This is a genomic window from Mycobacterium sp. UM_Kg27, assembly GCF_000972905.1.
Taxonomy (GTDB): Bacteria; Actinomycetota; Actinomycetes; order Mycobacteriales; family Mycobacteriaceae; genus Mycobacterium.
This window is the reverse complement of sequence record NZ_JRMM01000009.1, coordinates 46,888-64,616: the sequence shown is the minus strand read 5'-3', so window position 1 is coordinate 64,616 and position 17,729 is coordinate 46,888. Positions and strand designations below refer to the sequence as shown.

Below are 17,729 nucleotides of genomic sequence, written 5' to 3'. Positions count from 1 at the left end.
TGTGTATAAGAGACAGGGCCAGGATGTTGGTCGGGTCCTGCGGGAAGTTGGCCCAGCCGTCGTATTCACCGGTGTAGATGTCCGAGGCGATGTGCTCGGTCGGGGTGGGGTTCAGGCTCAGCGGAATGTCGACGAACGGCAGGTGCTGGTCGCCCGCGAATTGGAAGCGATCGAGGATGCCGCCGATCGGATTGTTCGGGTCACCGATCAGGACGACGTGCATGTTGCCCAGCTGATCCAGCGTCGGGTAGCCGACGGTCCCGGCGTTGGTGATCAGGTTGTTCATCTCGATGGTCGCGATGGCAGCGCTTTGCGAGTACCCGAACACCGTCACGTTGTCGCCGGCCAGCAGCTGCGCCAGGATCGCCTGGTTGAGCAAGCCCACCCCGGTGTTCAGCGAGGTGCCGAAGTCCATCGGCGATTGGTCCGGGATGCACACGAACGGGCAGAACTGCTCCGGCGTGGCCAACCCCTGGAAGTTGTAGCCGGGGAACGTCGGCTGGTCAGTGAAGAGCGGCGATGACGGTTGCAGGTAACCGGCGAGGATCTGGCCCAGGTAGGGCCCGACACCGGGATCGGGCACGCCGGTGCCGCTCATGATCCAGCCCGCATCGGCCAGCAGCCGCAGCCGAATCGCCAGCTGGTCCACGCGGTAGGCCGCCGCCGAGGACAGCGCCGACGTCAGGCCCAAAACCGTGCCACACAGCAGCGCCAGCAGCATCGCGCCCGCCGGCCGCAACCGACCAGTCGTCATCGCGACCTCCCCCGGCCCGGCATTACGACAGCAGCGACGCTAGCCACCCGGCGGGTGCCGCCGACCCGATCACCGCAAAATTCAGGATTCTTTAATTCGCGATGCGAAACGCCCCGCTGCCAATCACGGCGCTAAACCTGGCGCAATCCCGCCTTCGGGCCGCGCGGGCTACATCGTTATTCTGTGCGCCATGGCAGCTGACCTTGTACCGATCCGCCTCACGGTGACCGATGGTGACCGCTACACCCTGTGGGCGCCGAGCTGGCGTGACTCCGGTGACGAGTGGCAGGCGTTCCTGGGCAGGGACGAGGACCTCTACGGTTTCGCCACCGCCGCCGACCTGATCGCGTTCGTACGAGTCAACGCCAACAACGACCTGGTCGACCACCCGGCCTGGCCGCAGCTTGTTCAGGCCAACGCCCACAAGCTGGACCCGGGCCGCAATCGGCAGTACGACCTGATCGCGGTCGAAGAACTGCTGACCGAGAAGCCGACCAAGCAGTCCGTCCAGGCACTGGCCAATGCCCTGGAGATCGTCTCGGCGATCGGCTCGGTATGTGACCTGACCGCGGTGACGAAGTTCTTCAACGGCAACCCCAACCTGGGCTGGCTAGCCGGCGGCGTCGACAACTTCACCGGCCGGGCCGGGCGCAAGCGCTGGGAGCTGATTGCCGAGATCATCGGCCGCAACTGGGGCGGTGTGCTGACCGCGATCGAAGAGATCATCACCACGCCCGACGTCGACGCCGGCGCGGTGTCGCAGGCGGCCGAGGAGCTGGCCGCAGAAGCCCCGGCCGAGCCGGAGCCGGCCGACGAGGACGTCGAGGACACCGGGACTACCGACGACGAGAGCGGTGCGGACGAGGCGGCCGCCGCGCCGGCCGAGCGGGCCTCGGGCGACCGGGTGGTGCTTGGCGGCGACGCCAACTTCTGGACCAAGGTGGGCATCGATCCGATTCGGATCATCACCGACAACGGGACCTTCTTCACGCTGCGCTGTTACCTCGGCGACCAGCCCGTGTTCCTGGGCCGCAACGGCCGGATCAGCGTGTTCGGTTCCGAACGCGCCCTGGCCCGCTACCTGGCCGACGAGCACGACCACGACCTGTCGGATCTGAGCACCTACGACGACATCCGGACCGCCGCCACCGACGGTTCGCTCTCGATCGACATCACCGATGACAACGTCTACGTGCTCTCCGGGATGACTGACGACCTCACCGACGGGCCGGACGCGGTGGACCGTGAGCAGCTCGATCTGGCCGTCGAGTTCCTGCAGGACGTGGGCACCTACGCCGAGGACGGCGTCGTCGCCGACACCCTGCAGCCCGACCGTCCGCTGGGCCGCATGGTCAGCTACGTCCTCGACCGCGAATCGGTCAACGAGCCGCAGCGCCCGTACGCGCCCGCCGTCAAAGAATGGGAGCAGCTCGAACAGTTCGTGCAGTCGCGACTGCGGCGCGAATAAGACTGCGCGCCCGGTCGGTTGAACGGGCGGAAGCCGCACGCAGGAAGACGTGCACACTACTGCGGAATTCACCTCGAATTAGGGCAATCAATTGCTCCAATTCATTGCCGAGCGGTCATATTCACGACTAACATCTGGCCCGATAACACTCGGGCCGAGCCGTGCGGTTTGCGGGGGCCTTCCAATTCGAAAGGACTACACATGCGCAAGGCGACACAGCGGGCCGCAGCAGTATCCGCAGCAGTTTTGGGAGTCGCGCTGATCGGCACGGGTTGCAACGGCACCGCCAAGGAGAAGACCAGCGAAGCCCTGAGCTCGGCCAGCTCGGTTGCGTCCTCGGCCAGCTCGGTGATCTCGTCCGCGGTCAACTCGCCGTCAGAGGAGAGTGCCGCCAGCTCGACCGTGATCACCGGGGCCGACGGCAAGGAATACACCGTCTCCGGGCCGATTCTGGCCAAGCTCGATTCCCTGGACGCGACCGCCAAGCAGGATCTGGGCGAGCCCACCGGTGCCGAGCAGAAGAACCCCGACGGCGGCATCTACCAGCAGTTCGACGGCGGCGTGATCGTTCACACCACCCGTTCTTACGTGGTGTGGGGCAAGATCCGCGACAAGTGGAACGAGCTGGGCGGTTCGCAGGGCAAGCTCGGCTACCCGACCAGCGACGAGACCACCAACGCTGACGGGTCCAAGCAGACCACCTTCGAGCACGGCATCATCACGTGGAAAGAGGGCGACCCCGAAGCCACTGTCACCGAGCACTGATACCTGGATCGAAGGCCGGGCAATCGCCAGCGATTGTCCGGCTTTCGCCGGTTTCGCCGGTGAATCAGTCGATCAAAGCGGCATATTGCGGCTTGATCACTTCTTCGATGATCTGCACCCGCTGATCGAACGGGATGAACGCCGACTTCATCGCGTTCACCGTGAAGCGCTGCAGATCGGTCCAGCCGTACCCAAAGGTCTCGGCCAGCACCAGCATCTCCTTGCTCATCGTGGTGTCGCTCATCAGCCGGTTGTCGGTGTTGATCGTCACCCGCAGCCGAGCCCGGGCCAGCAGATCGAAAGGATGCTCGGCGATGCTGTCTACCGCCCCGGTCTGCACATTGGAGCTCGGGCACAACTCCAGCGGGACCCGCTTGTCACGCAGGATCGCCGCCAGCCGGCCCAGCCGCACCGTCCCGGCTGGATCTTCCGGGTCGACGGTGATGTCGTCGGTGATGCGCACCCCGTGCCCCAGCCGGTCGGCCCCGCAGAATGCGATTGCCTCGTGAATGGAGGGCAGCCCGAAGGCCTCGCCGGCGTGAATGGTGAAGCGCGCGTTGTGGTCACGCATGTACTCGAACGCGTCCAGATGCCGGCTCGGCGGATAGCCGGCCTCGGCGCCGGCGATATCGAAGCCGACCACGCCCTTGTCGCGGAACCGGATGGCCAACTCGGCGATCTCGCGGGACAGCGCGGCGTGGCGCATGGCGGTGACCAGGCAGCGCACCGTGATCTCCCGGCCGGCGGCCGCCGCATCGCGCTCGCCGTCGGCAAACCCGGCCAGCACCGCATCGGTGACCTCGTCGAACGACAACCCGCCCTCGATGTGCAGTTCGGGCGCGAATCGCACCTCGGCGTAGACGACGGCGTCGGCGGCCAGATCCTCGACGCATTCGCGGGCAACCCGATGCAGTGCGTCGGCGGTCTGCATCACGGCCACGGTGTGGCTGAACGGTTCGAGATAGCGCTCCAGCGAGCCGCTGTGCGATCGGGTGCGGAACCAGGTCGCCAGCGCCTCGGGATCGGTCTCGGGAAGGTCGTCGTAGCCGACCTGGCCGGCGATGTCGACGACGGTGGCCGGGCGCAGGCCGCCGTCCAGGTGATCGTGCAGCAGCGCCTTGGGGACCCGCCCGATGGTCTCCAGGCTCACTGGTGTACTCATGGCTTCATCATGGGGTCGCCTCGATGATCAGGGGACGCGGCAGCGGCGGTGTGTCGCCGACGCGGTAGCCGCCGCCGAGTTCGGCCAAGGCCGGGACGATCCGCTCGGGGGTCTCGGTGTACAGCGTGAACAGCGTGTCGCCGGCCGCCACCGGGTCACCGGGCCGGCGGTGAATCCGCACCCCTGCCCCGTGCTGCACCCGCTCGCCCGGCCGGGACCGGCCCGCGCCGAGGCGCCATGCGGCCAGGGCCACCGCCATCGCATCGATGTCACCCATGAAGCCGCCACGCTGCGCAGTCACGGTCTCGGTGCACGCTCCCAGCGGCAACGGCACGCCCAGATCCCCGCCCTGGGCGGCGACCATCGCAGCGAATCGGTCCATCGCGGTGCCGTCACACAGGGCCTGCTCCGGGTCGGCGCCGTCGATCCCGGCCAGTGCCAGCATCTCGCTCGCCAGCCGCACTGTCAGTGCCACCACATCGGCCGGACCGCCACCGGCCAGTACGTCGAGGGCTTCGGCCACCTCGATGGCGTTGCCGACCGCGCACCCCAGTGGCGTGCTCATCTCGGTGAGCAGGGCTCGGGTGGCGACCCCGTGCGCCGCGCCCAGCCCGACCATCATCCGGGCCAGTTCCCGGGCCTGCTCGACGGAGCGCATGAACGCGCCCGACCCGACTTTGACGTCCAAGAGCAGGGCTGCGGTGCCCTCGGCGAGCTTCTTGCTCATCACCGAACTGGCGATCAGCGGTAGGGATTCCACGGTGGCGGTGACGTCGCGCAACGCGTAGAGCTTGGCGTCGGCCGGCGCCAGAGTTCCGGCGGCGAAGACCGCCGCGCCGACGCCGGCCACCTGCTCGCGCAGCCGTGCCGTGGGCAGCGCCACCTCGAAACCCGCGATCGATTCCAGCTTGTCCAGGGTACCGCCGGTGTGGCCCAGGCCGCGCCCCGACGCGCTGGGCACCGCAGCTCCGCAGGCGGCAACGACGGCGACCAGCGGCAGGGTGATCTTGTCGCCGACTCCGCCGGTGGAGTGCTTGTCCACCGTTTTCAGGGGCTTGCCGTCGCGGGTCAGGCCGGTGAAGTCCATCCGCTCCCCCGAGGCGATCATCGCCGAGGTCCAGCGCACCGTTTCAGCCGCGTCCATCCCACGCAGGTAGATGGCCATCAGCAACGCCGCCATCTGCTCTTCGGCGACCAGACCCGCGGTGTAGCCGTCAATCAGCCAGTCGATCCCGGCGTCGGGCAGCCGGTGGCCGTCACGCTTGAGGGCGATCAGCGTCGGGGCGTCGAAGGAGGTCAGCACGGTCATGGCAGCGCGGTTCTCGGCAGGAAGTCGGGCCCGAAGGCGTCCGGCAGCAGCTCGCCCAACGGCCGCGGCCCCGCCGGGTGGTCGATAAGCAGCTCGGGACCGCCGTGTTCGAGCAGCACCTGGCGGCATCGGCCGCACGGCATCAGCAGGTTTCCGTCGGCGTTGCTGCACGACAATCCCACCAGCCGTCCGCCGCCGGTGGCGTAGAGGCCGCAGACCACCGCGCACTCGGCACACAGGCCCAGCCCATATGAGACATTTTCCACATTGCAGCCGGTGACCACGCGACCGTCGTCGGTCAGCCCGGCCGCGCCGACGCGCAGTCCCGAGTACGGCGCGTAGGCATTAGCTGCAACATCGATTGCGTTGTGCCGCAACCCATCCCAGTCAATTTCGTGGGGCATTCAACAGATCTCCGCTTCGCCTGAGCGCACCACATCACCTCGTCCGTCCGTCAGCAACGATCAAATTTGAGCGTAGCCGCAGACCTTGACTACTCGTCAGTAACTTCTACGTGGTCGTTTCGGACCTGGTGATGGGTTTAGAGTCCTTGCCGAGGTTTATTGACAGCGATGGCGTTGCGGAGCGACCGTACGCAAGGTATGGCCGGGCGCAGCGGGCCGCTGCAGAAAATTTGGAGGCGCTGATGACGGCGACATCCGCCGATGCGACTGCGCTGCCGGGGGCGCGGTCGGATGCGACGCGATTCCGGCGGCAGAGTCTGTACAAGGGCGACCCGGGAATGTGGGCGTTCGCGCTGCACCGGATCACCGGTGCGACGATCTTCTTCTTCCTGTTCGTCCACGTGCTCGACACGGCCCTGGTGCGGGTAAGCCCGGAGGCCTACAACGCGGTGATCTCGACCTACAAGACCCCGCTGGTCGGCCTGATGGAGCTGGGCCTGGTGGCCGCGGTGCTGTTCCACGGTCTCAACGGGGTCCGGCTGATCCTGATCGACTTCTGGTGGCAGGGCACCCGCTGGCACCGCCAGATGCTGGTGGCCGTCGGCGCCATCTGGCTGGTGGTAATGGTCCCGGTCGTGGTTCGGATCGGCATGCACATGGTGGAGCGGTTCCTATGAGCACAACTGACGTGCAAGGCAGCCGGGGCCCGGTAGCCCCTGTTCGCGGCCTGGACCGCGACCGCCCGGCCAGTCTCGGCGACCCGCGCGCGCCGCAGCGGCACAGCGGGATGCCCAACTTCGAGAAGTACACCTGGCTGTTCATGCGGTTCTCCGGAGCCGTGCTGATCTTCCTGGTGCTCGGGCACCTGTTCGTCATGCTGATGTGGCAGAACGGCGTGTACCGCATCGACTTCAACTACGTGGCGGAGCGCTGGCACTCACCGTTCTGGCAGGTCTGGGACCTGGTCCTGTTGTGGCTGGCGGAACTGCACGGCGGCAACGGCCTGCGCACGATCATCGGCGACTACACCCGCAGCTCTCGCAGCCGGTTCTGGCTGATGACGCTGCTGGCGGTGTCGATCGTCTTCACGCTGGCACTGGGCAGCTACGTGCTGCTGAGCTTCGACGCGAACATTTCTTGACGGCAGATTCGGTAGCGAACGGGTGATATCGCGGTGATTCAAGAACATCGATACGACGTGGTGATCGTCGGTGCCGGCGGCGCCGGGATGCGCGCGGCCGTCGAGGCCGCCCCGCGGGCCCGCACCGCGGTGCTGACCAAGCTCTACCCCACGCGCAGCCACACCGGCGCGGCCCAGGGCGGCATGTGCGCCGCGCTGGCCAACGTCGAGGACGACAACTGGGAGTGGCACGCCTTCGATACCGTCAAGGGCGGGGATTACCTGGCCGACCAGGACGCGGTGGAGATCATGGCCAAGGAGGCCATCGACGCCGTGCTGGACCTGGAGAACATGGGCATGCCGTTCTCCCGGACCCCGGAGGGCCGCATCGACCAGCGCCGGTTCGGCGGGCACACCCGCGATCACGGCAAAGCCCCGGTGCGCCGCGCCTGTTACGCCGCCGACCGGACCGGCCACATGATCCTGCAGACGCTGTACCAAAACTGCGTCAAGCACGGCGTGGAGTTCTTCAACGAGTTCTACGCGCTGGACCTGGTGCTCACCGAGACGCCGTCGGGCCCGGTGGCCACCGGCATCGTTGCCTACGAGCTCGCGACCGGCGACATCCACGTCTTCCACGCCAAGGCCATCGTGTTCGCCACCGGCGGCTCGGGCCGGATGTACAAGACCACCTCGAACGCGCACACCCTGACCGGTGACGGCCTGGGCATAGTGTTCCGCAAGGGTCTCCCGCTCGAAGACATGGAGTTTCACCAGTTCCACCCGACCGGTCTGGCCGGACTGGGCATCCTGATCTCCGAGGCGGTGCGCGGCGAGGGTGGCCGGTTGCTCAACGCCGACGGTGAGCGGTTCATGGAGCGCTACGCCCCGACGATCGTCGACCTGGCGCCGCGCGACATCGTGGCCCGCTCGATGGTGCTCGAGGTGCTCGAGGGCCGCGGCGCCGGACCGAACAAGGACTACGTCTACATCGACGTGCGTCACCTCGGCGAAGAGGTGCTCGAGGAGAAGCTGCCCGACATCACCGAGTTCGCCCGCACCTACCTGGGCGTGGACCCGGTCAAGGAGTTGGTGCCGGTCTACCCGACCTGCCACTACGTGATGGGCGGCATCCCGACCACCGTCACCGGCCAGGTGCTGCGCGACAACACCAACACCGTGCCGGGTCTCTTCGCCGCCGGCGAATGCGCCTGCGTCTCGGTGCACGGCGCCAACCGGTTGGGCACCAACTCGCTGCTGGACATCAACGTGTTCGGCCGCCGTGCGGGTATCGCCGCCGCCGAGTACGCCAACGCGCACGAGTTCGTCGAACTGCCGAAGAACCCCGCCGACATGGTGGTCGGCTGGGTGTCCGACATCCTCTCCGAGCACGGCAACGAGCGGGTGGCCGACATCCGTGGCGCGCTGCAGCAGTCGATGGACAACAACGCCGCGGTGTTCCGCACCGAGAAGACCCTCAAGCAGGCACTGAGCGACATCCACGCGCTCAAGGAGCGCTACGCCCGGATCACCGTGCACGACAAGGGCAAGCGCTTCAACTCCGACCTGTTGGAGGCAATCGAGCTGGGCTTCCTGCTGGAGCTGGCCGAGGTCACCGTGCTGGGTGCGTTGAACCGCCAGGAGTCTCGCGGTGGACACGCGCGCGAGGACTACCCGAACCGGGACGACGTCAACTACATGCGTCACACCATGGCCTACAAGCAGGGCTCCGAACTGATCGCCGACATCCGGCTGGACTACAAGCCGGTGGTGCAGACCCGCTACGAACCGAAGGAACGGAAGTACTGATGTCCTCCTCAGCTGACTCCGGTTGCTGCTCGTCCGAGGGCGGTTGCTGCTCCCCCGGGCCGTCGAGCGCTGCACCGGCGGCGTTGGTCGACTCTGCCCCCGCCGGTGACCCGCCGCTGCCCCCGGTTCCCGAGGGCGCGCAGATGGTCACGCTCAAGATCGCCCGCTACAACCCGGAGAACCCGGACGCCTACGCCGCCACCGGCGGCTGGCAGAGCTTCCGGGTTCCGGCACTGCCGACCGACCGGCTGCTCAACCTGCTGATCTACGTGAAGAGCTACCTGGACGGCACGCTGACCTTCCGCCGGTCCTGCGCGCACGGCGTGTGCGGCTCGGACGGGGTGCGGGTCAACGGCAACAACAAGCTGGCCTGCAAGCTGCTGATGCGCGACATTCTGCCCAAAAAGCCGGGCAAGGAACTGACGCTGACCATCGAGCCGCTGCGCGGGCTGCCGGTGGAAAAAGACCTCGTGGTCAACATGGAACCGTTCATGGATGCCTACAAGGCGGTCAAGCCCTACCTGATCACCTCGGGCAACCACCCCACCCGTGAGCACATCCAGAGCCAGACTGACCGTGCGCGCTACGACGACACCACCAAGTGCATCCTGTGCGCCATCTGCACCACGAGTTGCCCGGTGTACTGGAGCGAGGGGGCCTACTTCGGGCCGGCCGCGATCGTCAACGCCCACCGGTTCATCTTCGACAGCCGCGACGAGGCTGCCGCCGAGCGCCTGGACATCCTCAACGAGGTCGACGGGGTGTGGCGCTGCCGCACCACGTTCAACTGCACGGATGCCTGCCCTCGCGGTATCGAGATCACCAAGGCGATCCAGGAGGTCAAGCGAGCTCTGATGTTCGCTCGCTGACGTTTTCTCGCGACCGACGTGAAGCCCCCTTTTCCGATACGAATTGGGGGCTTTCACGTCTGGTCGGAGGCTTGGCCGACCACCGTGATAGGACACTGACCATGCACTGGTACACCGGCAACACCATCTACGACACCGTCCTGACCGCAGCGTTCGCTTTCGCGGCGTTCGTGATCGTCGGCGGCTTCTTCGGCCAGAGCTCCTACGGCCGGTTCTCGACGACCAAGCTCGGCTTGAACCTGAACCCCAAGTTCGGCTGGTGGCTGATGGAGATCCCGGCGACCGTGGTGTTCTTGGCCGCCTACCTGAGCGGGCCGGCCCGCTTCGAACCGGCGTCGCTGGTGCTGGCCGGCATCTGGGCGCTGCACTACGCCAACCGGGGCTGGTTCTTCCCACTGGCGATCCGCCAGATGCCCGGCAAGCGCAGCACCTTCAATATCTCGGTGGTGGTGATGGGCATGCTCGTCACATCCATGCACGGCTACCTCAACGGCGCGCTGTTCAGCCACGACTACCTTCACCAGTACGGCACCGGCTGGCTGACCGACCCGCGCTTCCTGGTGGGCCTGGCGGTCTACCTATGCGGGTTCGCCCTGCTGGTCAACTCCGAGTCGATCGTGCGCAACCTGCGCGACAAGAACACGGTCCGGCGGCGGCCCGCTGCACCCGGCTCCGCCGAGTTTGCGACCGCCGCGCCCGGCGGCGCGGAGTACCGGATTCCGTTCGGCGGCGGCTTCCGCTTCGTCACCAGCCCGGCCTACCTGGGCGAGATGATGGCGTGGGCCGGTTTCGCGATCTTGACCTGGGCGCTGCCCGGCGTCGCCATCCTGCTGATCACCGCCGGCAATCTGATCCCCCGGGCGCTGGGCACCCACAAGTGGTACCAGGAGAAGTTCGTCGACTACCCGACCGACCGCAAGGCGCTGGTCCCCTTCCTGATCTGAGGGCCGCGTCTGCTCGTCACACTTTCCCGGGCTGTGCCGTCTAAGGGGTATGACTACCAAACCTCGCATCGACCCCCTGCCGCCGAAACGCACCAACACGCTGGTGCGTGCCATGTACCGCTACGCCAAGCGACGCTTCGGTGAAGTTCCTGAGCCCTTCGCCGTCGCCGCGCATCATCCGCGACTGCTGGTGGCCAACGCGGTGCACGAGGGCCTGCTGCAGTCCGCGTCGCGCAAGCTGCCGGCCGGCCCGCGGGATCTGGCGGTGTTCTGGACCGCCCGCACCGTCGGTTGCTCGTGGTGCGTGGACTTCGGGTCCATGCTGCAACGCCTGGAAGGCATCGACACCGACCGGCTGAAGCACATCGATGACTACGCGACCTCCCCGCTCTACAGCGACGACGAGCGGGCCGCGATCGCCTACGCCGACGCGATGACCACCGATCCGCATTCGGTCACCGATGAACAGGTCGCCGATCTGCAACACCGCTTCGGCGATGCCGGCGTGATCGAGCTGACCTACCAGATCGGCGTGGAGAACATGCGATCCCGGATGTACTCGGCGCTGGGCATCACCGAGCAGGGCTTCAACTCCGGAGACGCCTGCCGGGTGCCGTGGGCCACCGAGGATCAACGAGGCTGACTCGCCGGGGTGATCTCGATGTAGGCGATCGGGAGGCCCGCTGCCGCACTGCCCTTGTCCAGACCGCGCTCGAAGATCCGCATCACCGGACTCCAGTTGGCGGCGATCGCACGTTCGGCGAGCGCATGGTCGGACTCGGGCAGAATCCGGGCGATCGCGGCCACCGGTTGTCCTTCGGGTTTGCCGCGCAGGCTGCTGGGGACCACGACGACGTTGGGGTTGTTGCGGATTCGCTTGACCTTGCCGGTGGACGCGTCGGTGCGGACGTAGAGCTTTCCGGCATCGACGCCGTGATTGATCGGGCTCGGCATCGCCTCGCCCGACCGTTTGAACGTGACCAGCAGGATCTGCCGGGACTTGTCGAAGCCGGTGAAGTCCGTTCCGGTGGGGTCGGCGATGTCAAAGGCATCGCGGTGGCGCATCTTGTCCATGGCGCGAAACATCAACGCGCCCATTTTCTTTGAGATGCTATTGGCCACGTTCTTCCTCCGATCGGTTGGCGGGGCGCAGCGGGGATCCGGTGAACTTGTCCGGGTTGGCGATATCCCAGATCGCCACCACTCGCCCGTCGCGCACCGTCATCGCGGTGACGCGCGGCATCAGCTCGGGGAACCCGTCCGCGCCGGGCGCCCCTGGGGTGTAGGCGCCGAGTTCGCCGTTGACCAGGGCCAGCTGGTTCGCGGTGATCAGGGTCGGGCCGTAGCGGCGGGCCAGGCCGAGCAGGAACCGCGCCACCTTCTTATGCCCGCGAATGACCCGCGGGGCGGTCGGCGCCCGGCGGTTCGCGTCGCCGGTGAACGTCACGTCAGGGTGCAGCAGCGCCACCACGGCCGCCAGATCGCCGGACGCCATCGCGGCCATCAGTGAGCCGACCGCCTCCTCGTGGCGCGGATCGGGCCGCGGCGGCGGATCAGCGGTGACGGCCTTGCGGGCACGCGATGCCAGCTGGCGGGCTGCGGCTTCGGTGGTGTTGAGCACCCCGGCCACCTCGCCGAACGGCACCGCGAACCCGTCGTACAGCACAAACGCCACTCGCTGGTCGGGAGTCAGCCGCTCCAGCACCACCATGGCGGCGAACCGGGCGTCTTCACCGGCCACCACCGACGACAACGGATCGGCGTCGTCGTCGATGGTGGTCACCACCGGTTCGGGCAGCCACTCGCCGACATAGGACTCACGACGCCGCGCCGCCGAACGCAGCCGGTCCAGGCCGAGGCGACTCACCACCGTGGTCAGCCACGCCCGCGGGTCGACGATGTGATCACGTTCGGCGGCGTCGAACCGCAGCCAGGCGTCCTGCACGATGTCCTCGGCATCGGCGAACATGCCGGTGAGCCGGTAGGCCACCGCCAACAGGTGAGGCCGCAGCGCCTCGAAATCCTCCACCGATGCGGTCATCGCCACCAGCCTAGGCCTGCCTCGACTAAGGGCGTTGCGACACAATGCAGGAGTGTCCAAGCCGCGCATCGACCCCGTCCGCTGGCAGCCGCCGGGATCGCGGCCGTTGCCCCCGCCGGATTCCACCCCGACACTGACCCTCATCGATATACCCGGTATCGCGCCCGAGGACGTAGTCGCCGCGGCCGACGGCAGCATCTGGACCGGGGTCGAGGACGGCCGCATCATCGCCGTCGACTCGGCAGGCGGCGCACCACGGGTGGTGACCGACACCGGCGGGCGCCCGCTGGGCCTGGCCTTCACCCGCGATCACCGACTGCTGATCTGTGACAGCCACCGCGGCCTGCTGCGTTATGACCCGCAGACCCAGCAGCTGGAGACCCTGGTCAGCGAGGTGGGTGGCCGGCCGCTGACGTTCTGCTCCAATGCCGTCGAATCAGCCGATGGCACAATCTATTTCACCGAGTCCACCAGCCGGTTCCGCTACGAGCATTACAAGGGCTCGGTGATCGAGGCACGCGGCAGCGGGTCACTAATGCAGCGGAGTCCCGACGGCACGGTGAGCGTGCTGGCGACGGGGTTGCATTTCGCCAACGGTGTGACGCTGACTGCCGACGAATCGGCCGTGGTGTTCGCCGAGAGCACCGGCCGGCGACTGTCCAAGTACTGGCTGACCGGCCCGCACCGCGGTTCGATCACGCCGCTGGTAGAGGAGCTGCCCGGTCATCCCGACAACATCTCGACCGGGCCCGACGGACGGATCTGGGTCGCGATGGTTTCCGATCGCAACGCCCTGTCGGACTGGCTGAGCCCTCGTGCGCCGGTCCTGCGTCGGCTGTTGTGGCGGCTACTGCCCTATCGCTGGCTGCCCGACCCGAAATCGGTGGTGTGGGTGGTCGGCTTCGACGCCGACGACGGGCGGGTGCTGGCCCAGTACCGCACCGAACACCCCGACTTCGGGCTGGCCACCGGAGTGGTGGAGGCCGACGGCCGGCTGTGGATGGGCCGGATCGCCGGGCCGGGCCTGGCGTATTTCCGGCTGTAGCCTCCCGCTGTAACTTCCGTCCCACCAGCCACAGCGTGGCTCCCCATATTTGCCCTGCCCTTGCCCTACCCTGCACACACGATGACTTCTCTGCGCTCGGTGTCAGCCCTGGTGGCGGCGGGTTTTCTCGCCACGGCTCCCCTGGTCGCCCCTGCCGCCGGGGCGGATCCCACCCCCGGCTTGAACGCGGGAACGGTCGGCTGCCCGTATCAGGTCAACACTCCGCCCGCGGTAGACGCCTCCGAAGTGCCCCAAGCCGGCGCGCCCCCGCTGCCACTGCCCGTGCCGGCCACCCCGGTCGGCGGCGAGGCCCTGTCCGGCTGCGGGATCGTGGCCGCACCCGACACCGCGCCAGTGCCCAGCGAGGTCTCCGCCGAATCCTGGCTGGTGGCAGACCTGGACAGCGGCGCGGTAATCGCGGCCCGCGATCCGCACGGCCGGCACCGGCCCGCCAGTGTGATCAAGGTGCTGACCGCGATGGCGGCACTGAACGAGCTGGACCCCAACATGGTGGTTCTCGGCACCCAGGAAGACGCCAACGCCGAGGGCACCCGCGTCGGCGTCGGCCCCGGCGGCCGCTTCACCGTCGACCAATTGCTGCACGGCCTGCTGATGGGATCGGGCAACGACGCCGCGCACGCCCTGGCCATGCAACTCGGCGGCTGGGATGTGGCGCTGCACAAGATCAATACCCTGGCCGCGCGGCTCGGCGGCCGCGACACCCGTGCCGCCACCCCGTCCGGGCTGGACGGGCCCGGCATGAGCACCTCGGCCTACGACATCGGACTGTTCTACCGCTACGCCTGGAACAACCCGGCGTTCACCAACATCGTCGCGACCCGCACCTTCGACTTCCCGGGCTACGGCGACACACCCGGCTACCAGCTGGAGAACGACAACCAGCTGCTCTACAACTACCCAGGCGCGCTGGGCGGCAAGACCGGCTACACCGATGACGCCGGGCAGACGTTCGTCGGGGCCGCGACCCGGGACGGGCGCCGGCTGGTGGCAGTACTGCTGCGCGGCACCCGGCAGCCGATCCCGCCCTGGCAGCAGGCCGCGCAGCTGCTCGACTACGGCTTCTCCGTCCCGGCCGGCACCCGAGTCGGGACGCTGATCGAGCCCGACCCGTCGCTGGTGGCGGCCCGAGGCCCGGCCGACGCCCCGAACCCGCAGGCCATGCTGTTGCCGCCGTCCGACGACACGGTGCCGGTACGCGTCGGGGTGGCCATCTTCGGAACGATCGTGGTTTTCGGACTCATCATGGGCGCCCGGGCGGTGAACCGCCGCCCCGGTAGGGGCTCGGCATGGTGATCAAGTCCCTGCGCGCCTTCGGCTGGCTCACCGGGCTGCTGCTGATCGCGCTGGGGATCAGCCGGATGGCGTTCTCGCTGGACTCCATGCGGCGGCCCCAGCTTCGCCTCTCCTACGTCGAGCCTCGCTGAACCGCCGGGTTCAGGCGAGCACCGATCCCCTACGGTGAGCCAGATGGGCCGATTCGCCGAACTGCGCCGCTCCTCGCCGCTGGCGCTGCTGGTGGGAGTGGCCGCCGCCAGTGTCGGCGTCATCTACGGCTACGACCTGTCCAACATCGCCGGCGCGCTGCTGTTCATCGAGCGTGACTTCGGGCTGACCGATACCCAACAGGAGATGATCGCCACCGCGACGGTGATCGGCGAGATCGCCGGCGCCATGGCCGGCGGGTGGCTGGCCAACGCGATCGGCCGGAAACGCTCGATGGTGTCGGTGGCGCTGGGCTACGCGGTATTCGCGGTGCTGGGGGCGGCGGCGACGTCGGTGTCGACGCTGACCGTGGCGCGGCTGCTGCTGGGCATCACCATCGGCGTATCGGTAGTGGTGGTTCCGGTGTTCGTGGCCGAGTCCGCGCCGGCTCACGCCCGGGGCGCACTGCTGGTCACCTACGGGGTGGCCACGGTGATCGGGATCATCGCCGGCTATCTGTTCGCCTACCTGCTGGCCGGCACCGGCAATTGGCGGGCGATGCTGGGTCTGGCCGCGGTCCCGGCGGTGCTGGTTGCTCTGCTGCTGGCACGCGTCCCCGACACCGCGCGCTGGTATCTGCTCAAGGGCCGCGTCGACGATGCGGAACGCACCCTGCGGCGGATCGAACCCGGCGCCGACGCGCAGCGCGAGCTGGCCGAGATCGGCCGCACCCTGACCGATGAGCAGGCCGGCGGAGTCGGCGTGCTGCGCGAGATGCTGCGGCCGCCTTACCTGCGGGCGACGCTGTTCGTGGTGACACTGGGCTTCTTCATCCAGATCACCGGGATCAACGCGATCGTCTACTACAGCCCCCGACTGTTCGAGAAGATGGGCTTCGAAGGCGATTTCGCGTTGCTGGTTCTGCCGGCACTGGTGCAGGTCGCCGCCCTGGCCGCAATGGTCGTCTCACTGGTGATCATCGACCGCGTCGGCCGGCGGCCGATCCTGCTGTCGGGGATCGCCGCGATGGTCGCGGCCAACCTGCTGCTGGTTGCGGTGTTCGCCGCCGGCGAGACGTTCGGTGACGCCCTGGCGGCGGTCAAGTTCGGTGGGGTGCTGCTGTTCACAGTCGGCTATACCTTCGGGTTCGGCTCTCTGGTGTGGGTGTACGCCGGCGAGAGCCTGCCGGCCAGGATGAGAGCCATGGGGTCCTCGGCGATGCTGACCTCCGACCTGGTGGCCAATGCGATCGTCGCCGCGGTGTTCCTGACCATGCTCACCTCGCTGGGCGGGGCCGGGACGTTCGCGGTGTTCGGTGTGCTGGCGGTGCTGAGCCTGGGCTTCGTATACCGCTACGCCCCCGAGACCAAGGGCCGCCAGTTGGAAGACATCCGGCACTTCTGGGAGAACGGCGGACGCTGGCCCTCCGAGGGCGGCGAAGCCCTGGTTGCTGACAGCGAGGCCTCGGCATGACCGTCATCGCCGCCGGCGCCGCCGTGATCGACGGTGCGGTGCTTCGGCCCGGCTGGGTGTCGGTGGCCGAGGGGCGCATTGCCGATTGCGGGGCTGGGCCGGCCCCGATTCGGCCAGACCATCACTTCCGTGACTGCGTACTGGTTCCCGGCTTCGTCGACATGCATTCCCACGGTGGCGCCGGCGTCTCCTACGCTGACGATCCGGACCACGCGGCGGCCCTGCACGCTGCGCACGGCACCACCGGCGGCCTGGCCAGCTTGGTGACCGCGTCGCCGGAAACCCTCCTGGCGCAGGTGCACACACTGGCTGCCGCGGCCCGGCGCGGCGTGGTGGACGGCATCCACCTAGAGGGGCCGTGGCTGAGCCGGCTGCACTGCGGTGCACACGACAGCGGTCAGCTGCGTGCGCCCTCTGATACCGAGGTCGAGGCGCTGCTGGTTGCCGGCGGTGGCACGATCCGAATGGTGACGCTGGCCCCCGAGCTGCCCGGTGCCATCGCGACCATCCGGCACTTGGTGGATGCGGGAATCGTTGTGGCCGTGGGACATACCGACGCGAGCTACGAACTGACGCAGGAGGCGATCGATGCCGGGGCGAGGGTCGGCACCCACCTGTTTAACGCGATGCGGGCATTGCATCATCGCCAGCCGGGGCCGGTCCCGGCGCTGCTGTCCGACCCCCGGGTGACCGTCGAGCTGATCGCCGACGGCGTGCACCTGCACCCGGGGGCGATCCGCCACGTGGTGGCCACCGCCGGCCCGGGCCGGGTCGCACTGGTCACCGATGCGATGGCCGCCGCCGGAGTCGGCGACGGCGCGTTCCGTCTCGGCGGGCTCGACGTCGACGTCGCCGACGGGGTGGCCCGGCTGCGCGGTACGGCGACGATCGCCGGCAGCACCGCCACCATGGACCGGTTGTTCGCGACCGCGGTACGACTGCTCGGGGCAGACGATGCGGCCCTGGCCGCCGCCGTGCGCATGACCTCGTCCACGCCGGCGCACGTCCTGGGACTGCACCGGGCCGGTGTTCTGGCAGCCGGGCGTGACGCCGACCTGGTTGTGCTGGATCGAGATTGGCGGGTCGCGCGGGTCATGCGGCGCGGCGCCTGGCTCGGATAGGC

Annotated in this window: 18 protein-coding genes and 1 pseudogene; 13 read left to right on the top strand and 6 right to left on the bottom strand. The window is 68.1% G+C overall.

Features of this window, described 5'->3' with window-relative positions; translation table 11 throughout:
* Positions 1–754, bottom strand: a 754-nt coding sequence (locus LI94_RS02950; protein WP_152664735.1) for a PE-PPE domain-containing protein, incomplete at its 3' end; no start/stop codon positions are given.
* Positions 755–944: 190 nt separating this feature from the next.
* Here LI94_RS02950 and LI94_RS02945 point away from each other — a divergent pair.
* Both LI94_RS02945 and LI94_RS23645 read left to right on the top strand, forming a co-directional pair.
* Positions 945–2,222 carry a hypothetical protein gene (locus tag LI94_RS02945; RefSeq protein ID WP_046300244.1) on the top strand — a complete coding sequence of 426 codons (1,278 nt, stop codon included), beginning with the start codon at positions 945–947 and terminating at the stop codon, positions 2,220–2,222.
* Positions 2,223–2,423: 201 nt separating this feature from the next.
* Positions 2,424–2,987, top strand: coding sequence for a hypothetical protein (locus LI94_RS23645; protein WP_024441926.1), 564 nt, complete (start codon positions 2,424–2,426; stop codon positions 2,985–2,987).
* A gap of 64 nt (positions 2,988–3,051) precedes the next feature.
* Here LI94_RS23645 and LI94_RS02935 read toward each other — a convergent pair whose 3' ends face one another.
* Genes LI94_RS02935 through LI94_RS02925 form a run of 3 tightly spaced genes read right to left on the bottom strand, consistent with a single transcriptional unit; the run spans position 3,052 to position 5,862 of the window.
* Positions 3,052–4,149, bottom strand: coding sequence for an adenosine deaminase (locus LI94_RS02935; RefSeq protein WP_024441927.1), 1,098 nt, complete (start codon positions 4,147–4,149; stop codon positions 3,052–3,054).
* A 7-nt stretch (positions 4,150–4,156) separates the two neighbouring features.
* Positions 4,157–5,458, bottom strand: a complete 1,302-nt coding sequence (locus tag LI94_RS02930; protein WP_046300243.1) for a thymidine phosphorylase — start codon at positions 5,456–5,458, stop codon at positions 4,157–4,159.
* Positions 5,455–5,862, bottom strand: a complete 408-nt coding sequence (locus LI94_RS02925; RefSeq protein WP_046300242.1) for a cytidine deaminase — start codon at positions 5,860–5,862, stop codon at positions 5,455–5,457. Before LI94_RS02925 ends, LI94_RS02930 begins: the two co-directional genes overlap by 4 nt.
* Positions 5,863–6,101: 239 nt before the next feature.
* On the opposite strand from LI94_RS02925, the gene sdhC reads away from it, so the two are divergent.
* The 6 genes and pseudogenes from sdhC to LI94_RS02895 all read left to right on the top strand — a co-directional run.
* Complete coding sequence (gene sdhC / locus LI94_RS02920) at positions 6,102–6,539, top strand: succinate dehydrogenase, cytochrome b556 subunit (protein ID WP_164517846.1); 438 nt, start codon at positions 6,102–6,104, stop codon at positions 6,537–6,539.
* Positions 6,536–7,003: a succinate dehydrogenase hydrophobic membrane anchor subunit gene (locus tag LI94_RS02915; RefSeq protein WP_024441931.1), complete on the top strand. Its 468-nt coding sequence runs from the start codon at positions 6,536–6,538 to the stop codon at positions 7,001–7,003. Before sdhC ends, LI94_RS02915 begins: the two co-directional genes overlap by 4 nt.
* 33 nt (positions 7,004–7,036) lie before the next feature.
* Positions 7,037–8,791, top strand: coding sequence for a succinate dehydrogenase flavoprotein subunit (sdhA, locus tag LI94_RS02910; protein WP_024441932.1), 1,755 nt, complete (start codon positions 7,037–7,039; stop codon positions 8,789–8,791).
* Positions 8,791–9,660 carry a succinate dehydrogenase iron-sulfur subunit gene (locus LI94_RS02905; RefSeq protein ID WP_231384114.1) on the top strand — a complete coding sequence of 290 codons (870 nt, stop codon included), beginning with the start codon at positions 8,791–8,793 and terminating at the stop codon, positions 9,658–9,660. Before sdhA ends, LI94_RS02905 begins: the two co-directional genes overlap by 1 nt.
* Positions 9,661–9,761: 101 nt before the next feature.
* A complete protein-coding gene (locus LI94_RS02900; RefSeq protein ID WP_046300241.1) occupies positions 9,762–10,604 on the top strand; it encodes a 3-oxo-5-alpha-steroid 4-dehydrogenase in 843 nt (280 codons plus the stop codon).
* Between the two features lie 37 nt (positions 10,605–10,641).
* Positions 10,642–11,247 (top strand): annotated as a pseudogene (locus LI94_RS02895) (carboxymuconolactone decarboxylase family protein); the annotation flags it as partial.
* Here LI94_RS02895 and LI94_RS02890 read toward each other — a convergent pair.
* Both LI94_RS02890 and LI94_RS02885 read right to left on the bottom strand, forming a co-directional pair.
* Positions 11,235–11,726 carry a PPOX class F420-dependent oxidoreductase gene (locus LI94_RS02890; protein WP_165604535.1) on the bottom strand — a complete coding sequence of 164 codons (492 nt, stop codon included), beginning with the start codon at positions 11,724–11,726 and terminating at the stop codon, positions 11,235–11,237. The pseudogene LI94_RS02895 and the gene LI94_RS02890 overlap by 13 nt on opposite strands.
* On the bottom strand, positions 11,716–12,645 hold the full coding sequence (locus tag LI94_RS02885; RefSeq protein WP_046300248.1) for a sigma-70 family RNA polymerase sigma factor: 930 nt from the start codon (positions 12,643–12,645) through the stop codon (positions 11,716–11,718). The genes LI94_RS02890 and LI94_RS02885 overlap by 11 nt, the downstream gene beginning before the upstream one ends.
* A gap of 52 nt (positions 12,646–12,697) precedes the next feature.
* Here LI94_RS02885 and LI94_RS02880 point away from each other — a divergent pair, with 52 nt between their 5' ends.
* The 5 genes from LI94_RS02880 to nagA all read left to right on the top strand — a co-directional run bounded on the left by LI94_RS02880 (position 12,698) and on the right by nagA (position 17,727).
* Positions 12,698–13,690, top strand: a complete 993-nt coding sequence (locus tag LI94_RS02880) for an SMP-30/gluconolactonase/LRE family protein (protein ID WP_046300239.1) — start codon at positions 12,698–12,700, stop codon at positions 13,688–13,690.
* 81 nt (positions 13,691–13,771) lie between these two features.
* Positions 13,772–15,004 carry a D-alanyl-D-alanine carboxypeptidase family protein gene (locus tag LI94_RS02875; protein ID WP_046300238.1) on the top strand — a complete coding sequence of 411 codons (1,233 nt, stop codon included), beginning with the start codon at positions 13,772–13,774 and terminating at the stop codon, positions 15,002–15,004.
* On the top strand, positions 14,998–15,135 hold the full coding sequence (locus LI94_RS23640; RefSeq protein WP_192830894.1) for a hypothetical protein: 138 nt from the start codon (positions 14,998–15,000) through the stop codon (positions 15,133–15,135). Before LI94_RS02875 ends, LI94_RS23640 begins: the two co-directional genes overlap by 7 nt.
* A gap of 43 nt (positions 15,136–15,178) precedes the next feature.
* The gene (locus LI94_RS02870; RefSeq protein ID WP_046300237.1) at positions 15,179–16,606 is read left to right on the top strand and encodes a sugar porter family MFS transporter; all 1,428 of its coding nucleotides are present in this window, start codon (positions 15,179–15,181) and stop codon (positions 16,604–16,606) included.
* Positions 16,603–17,727: an N-acetylglucosamine-6-phosphate deacetylase gene (nagA, locus tag LI94_RS02865; RefSeq protein ID WP_046300236.1), complete on the top strand. Its 1,125-nt coding sequence runs from the start codon at positions 16,603–16,605 to the stop codon at positions 17,725–17,727. Before LI94_RS02870 ends, nagA begins: the two co-directional genes overlap by 4 nt.
* Positions 17,728–17,729 lie beyond the last annotated feature (2 nt).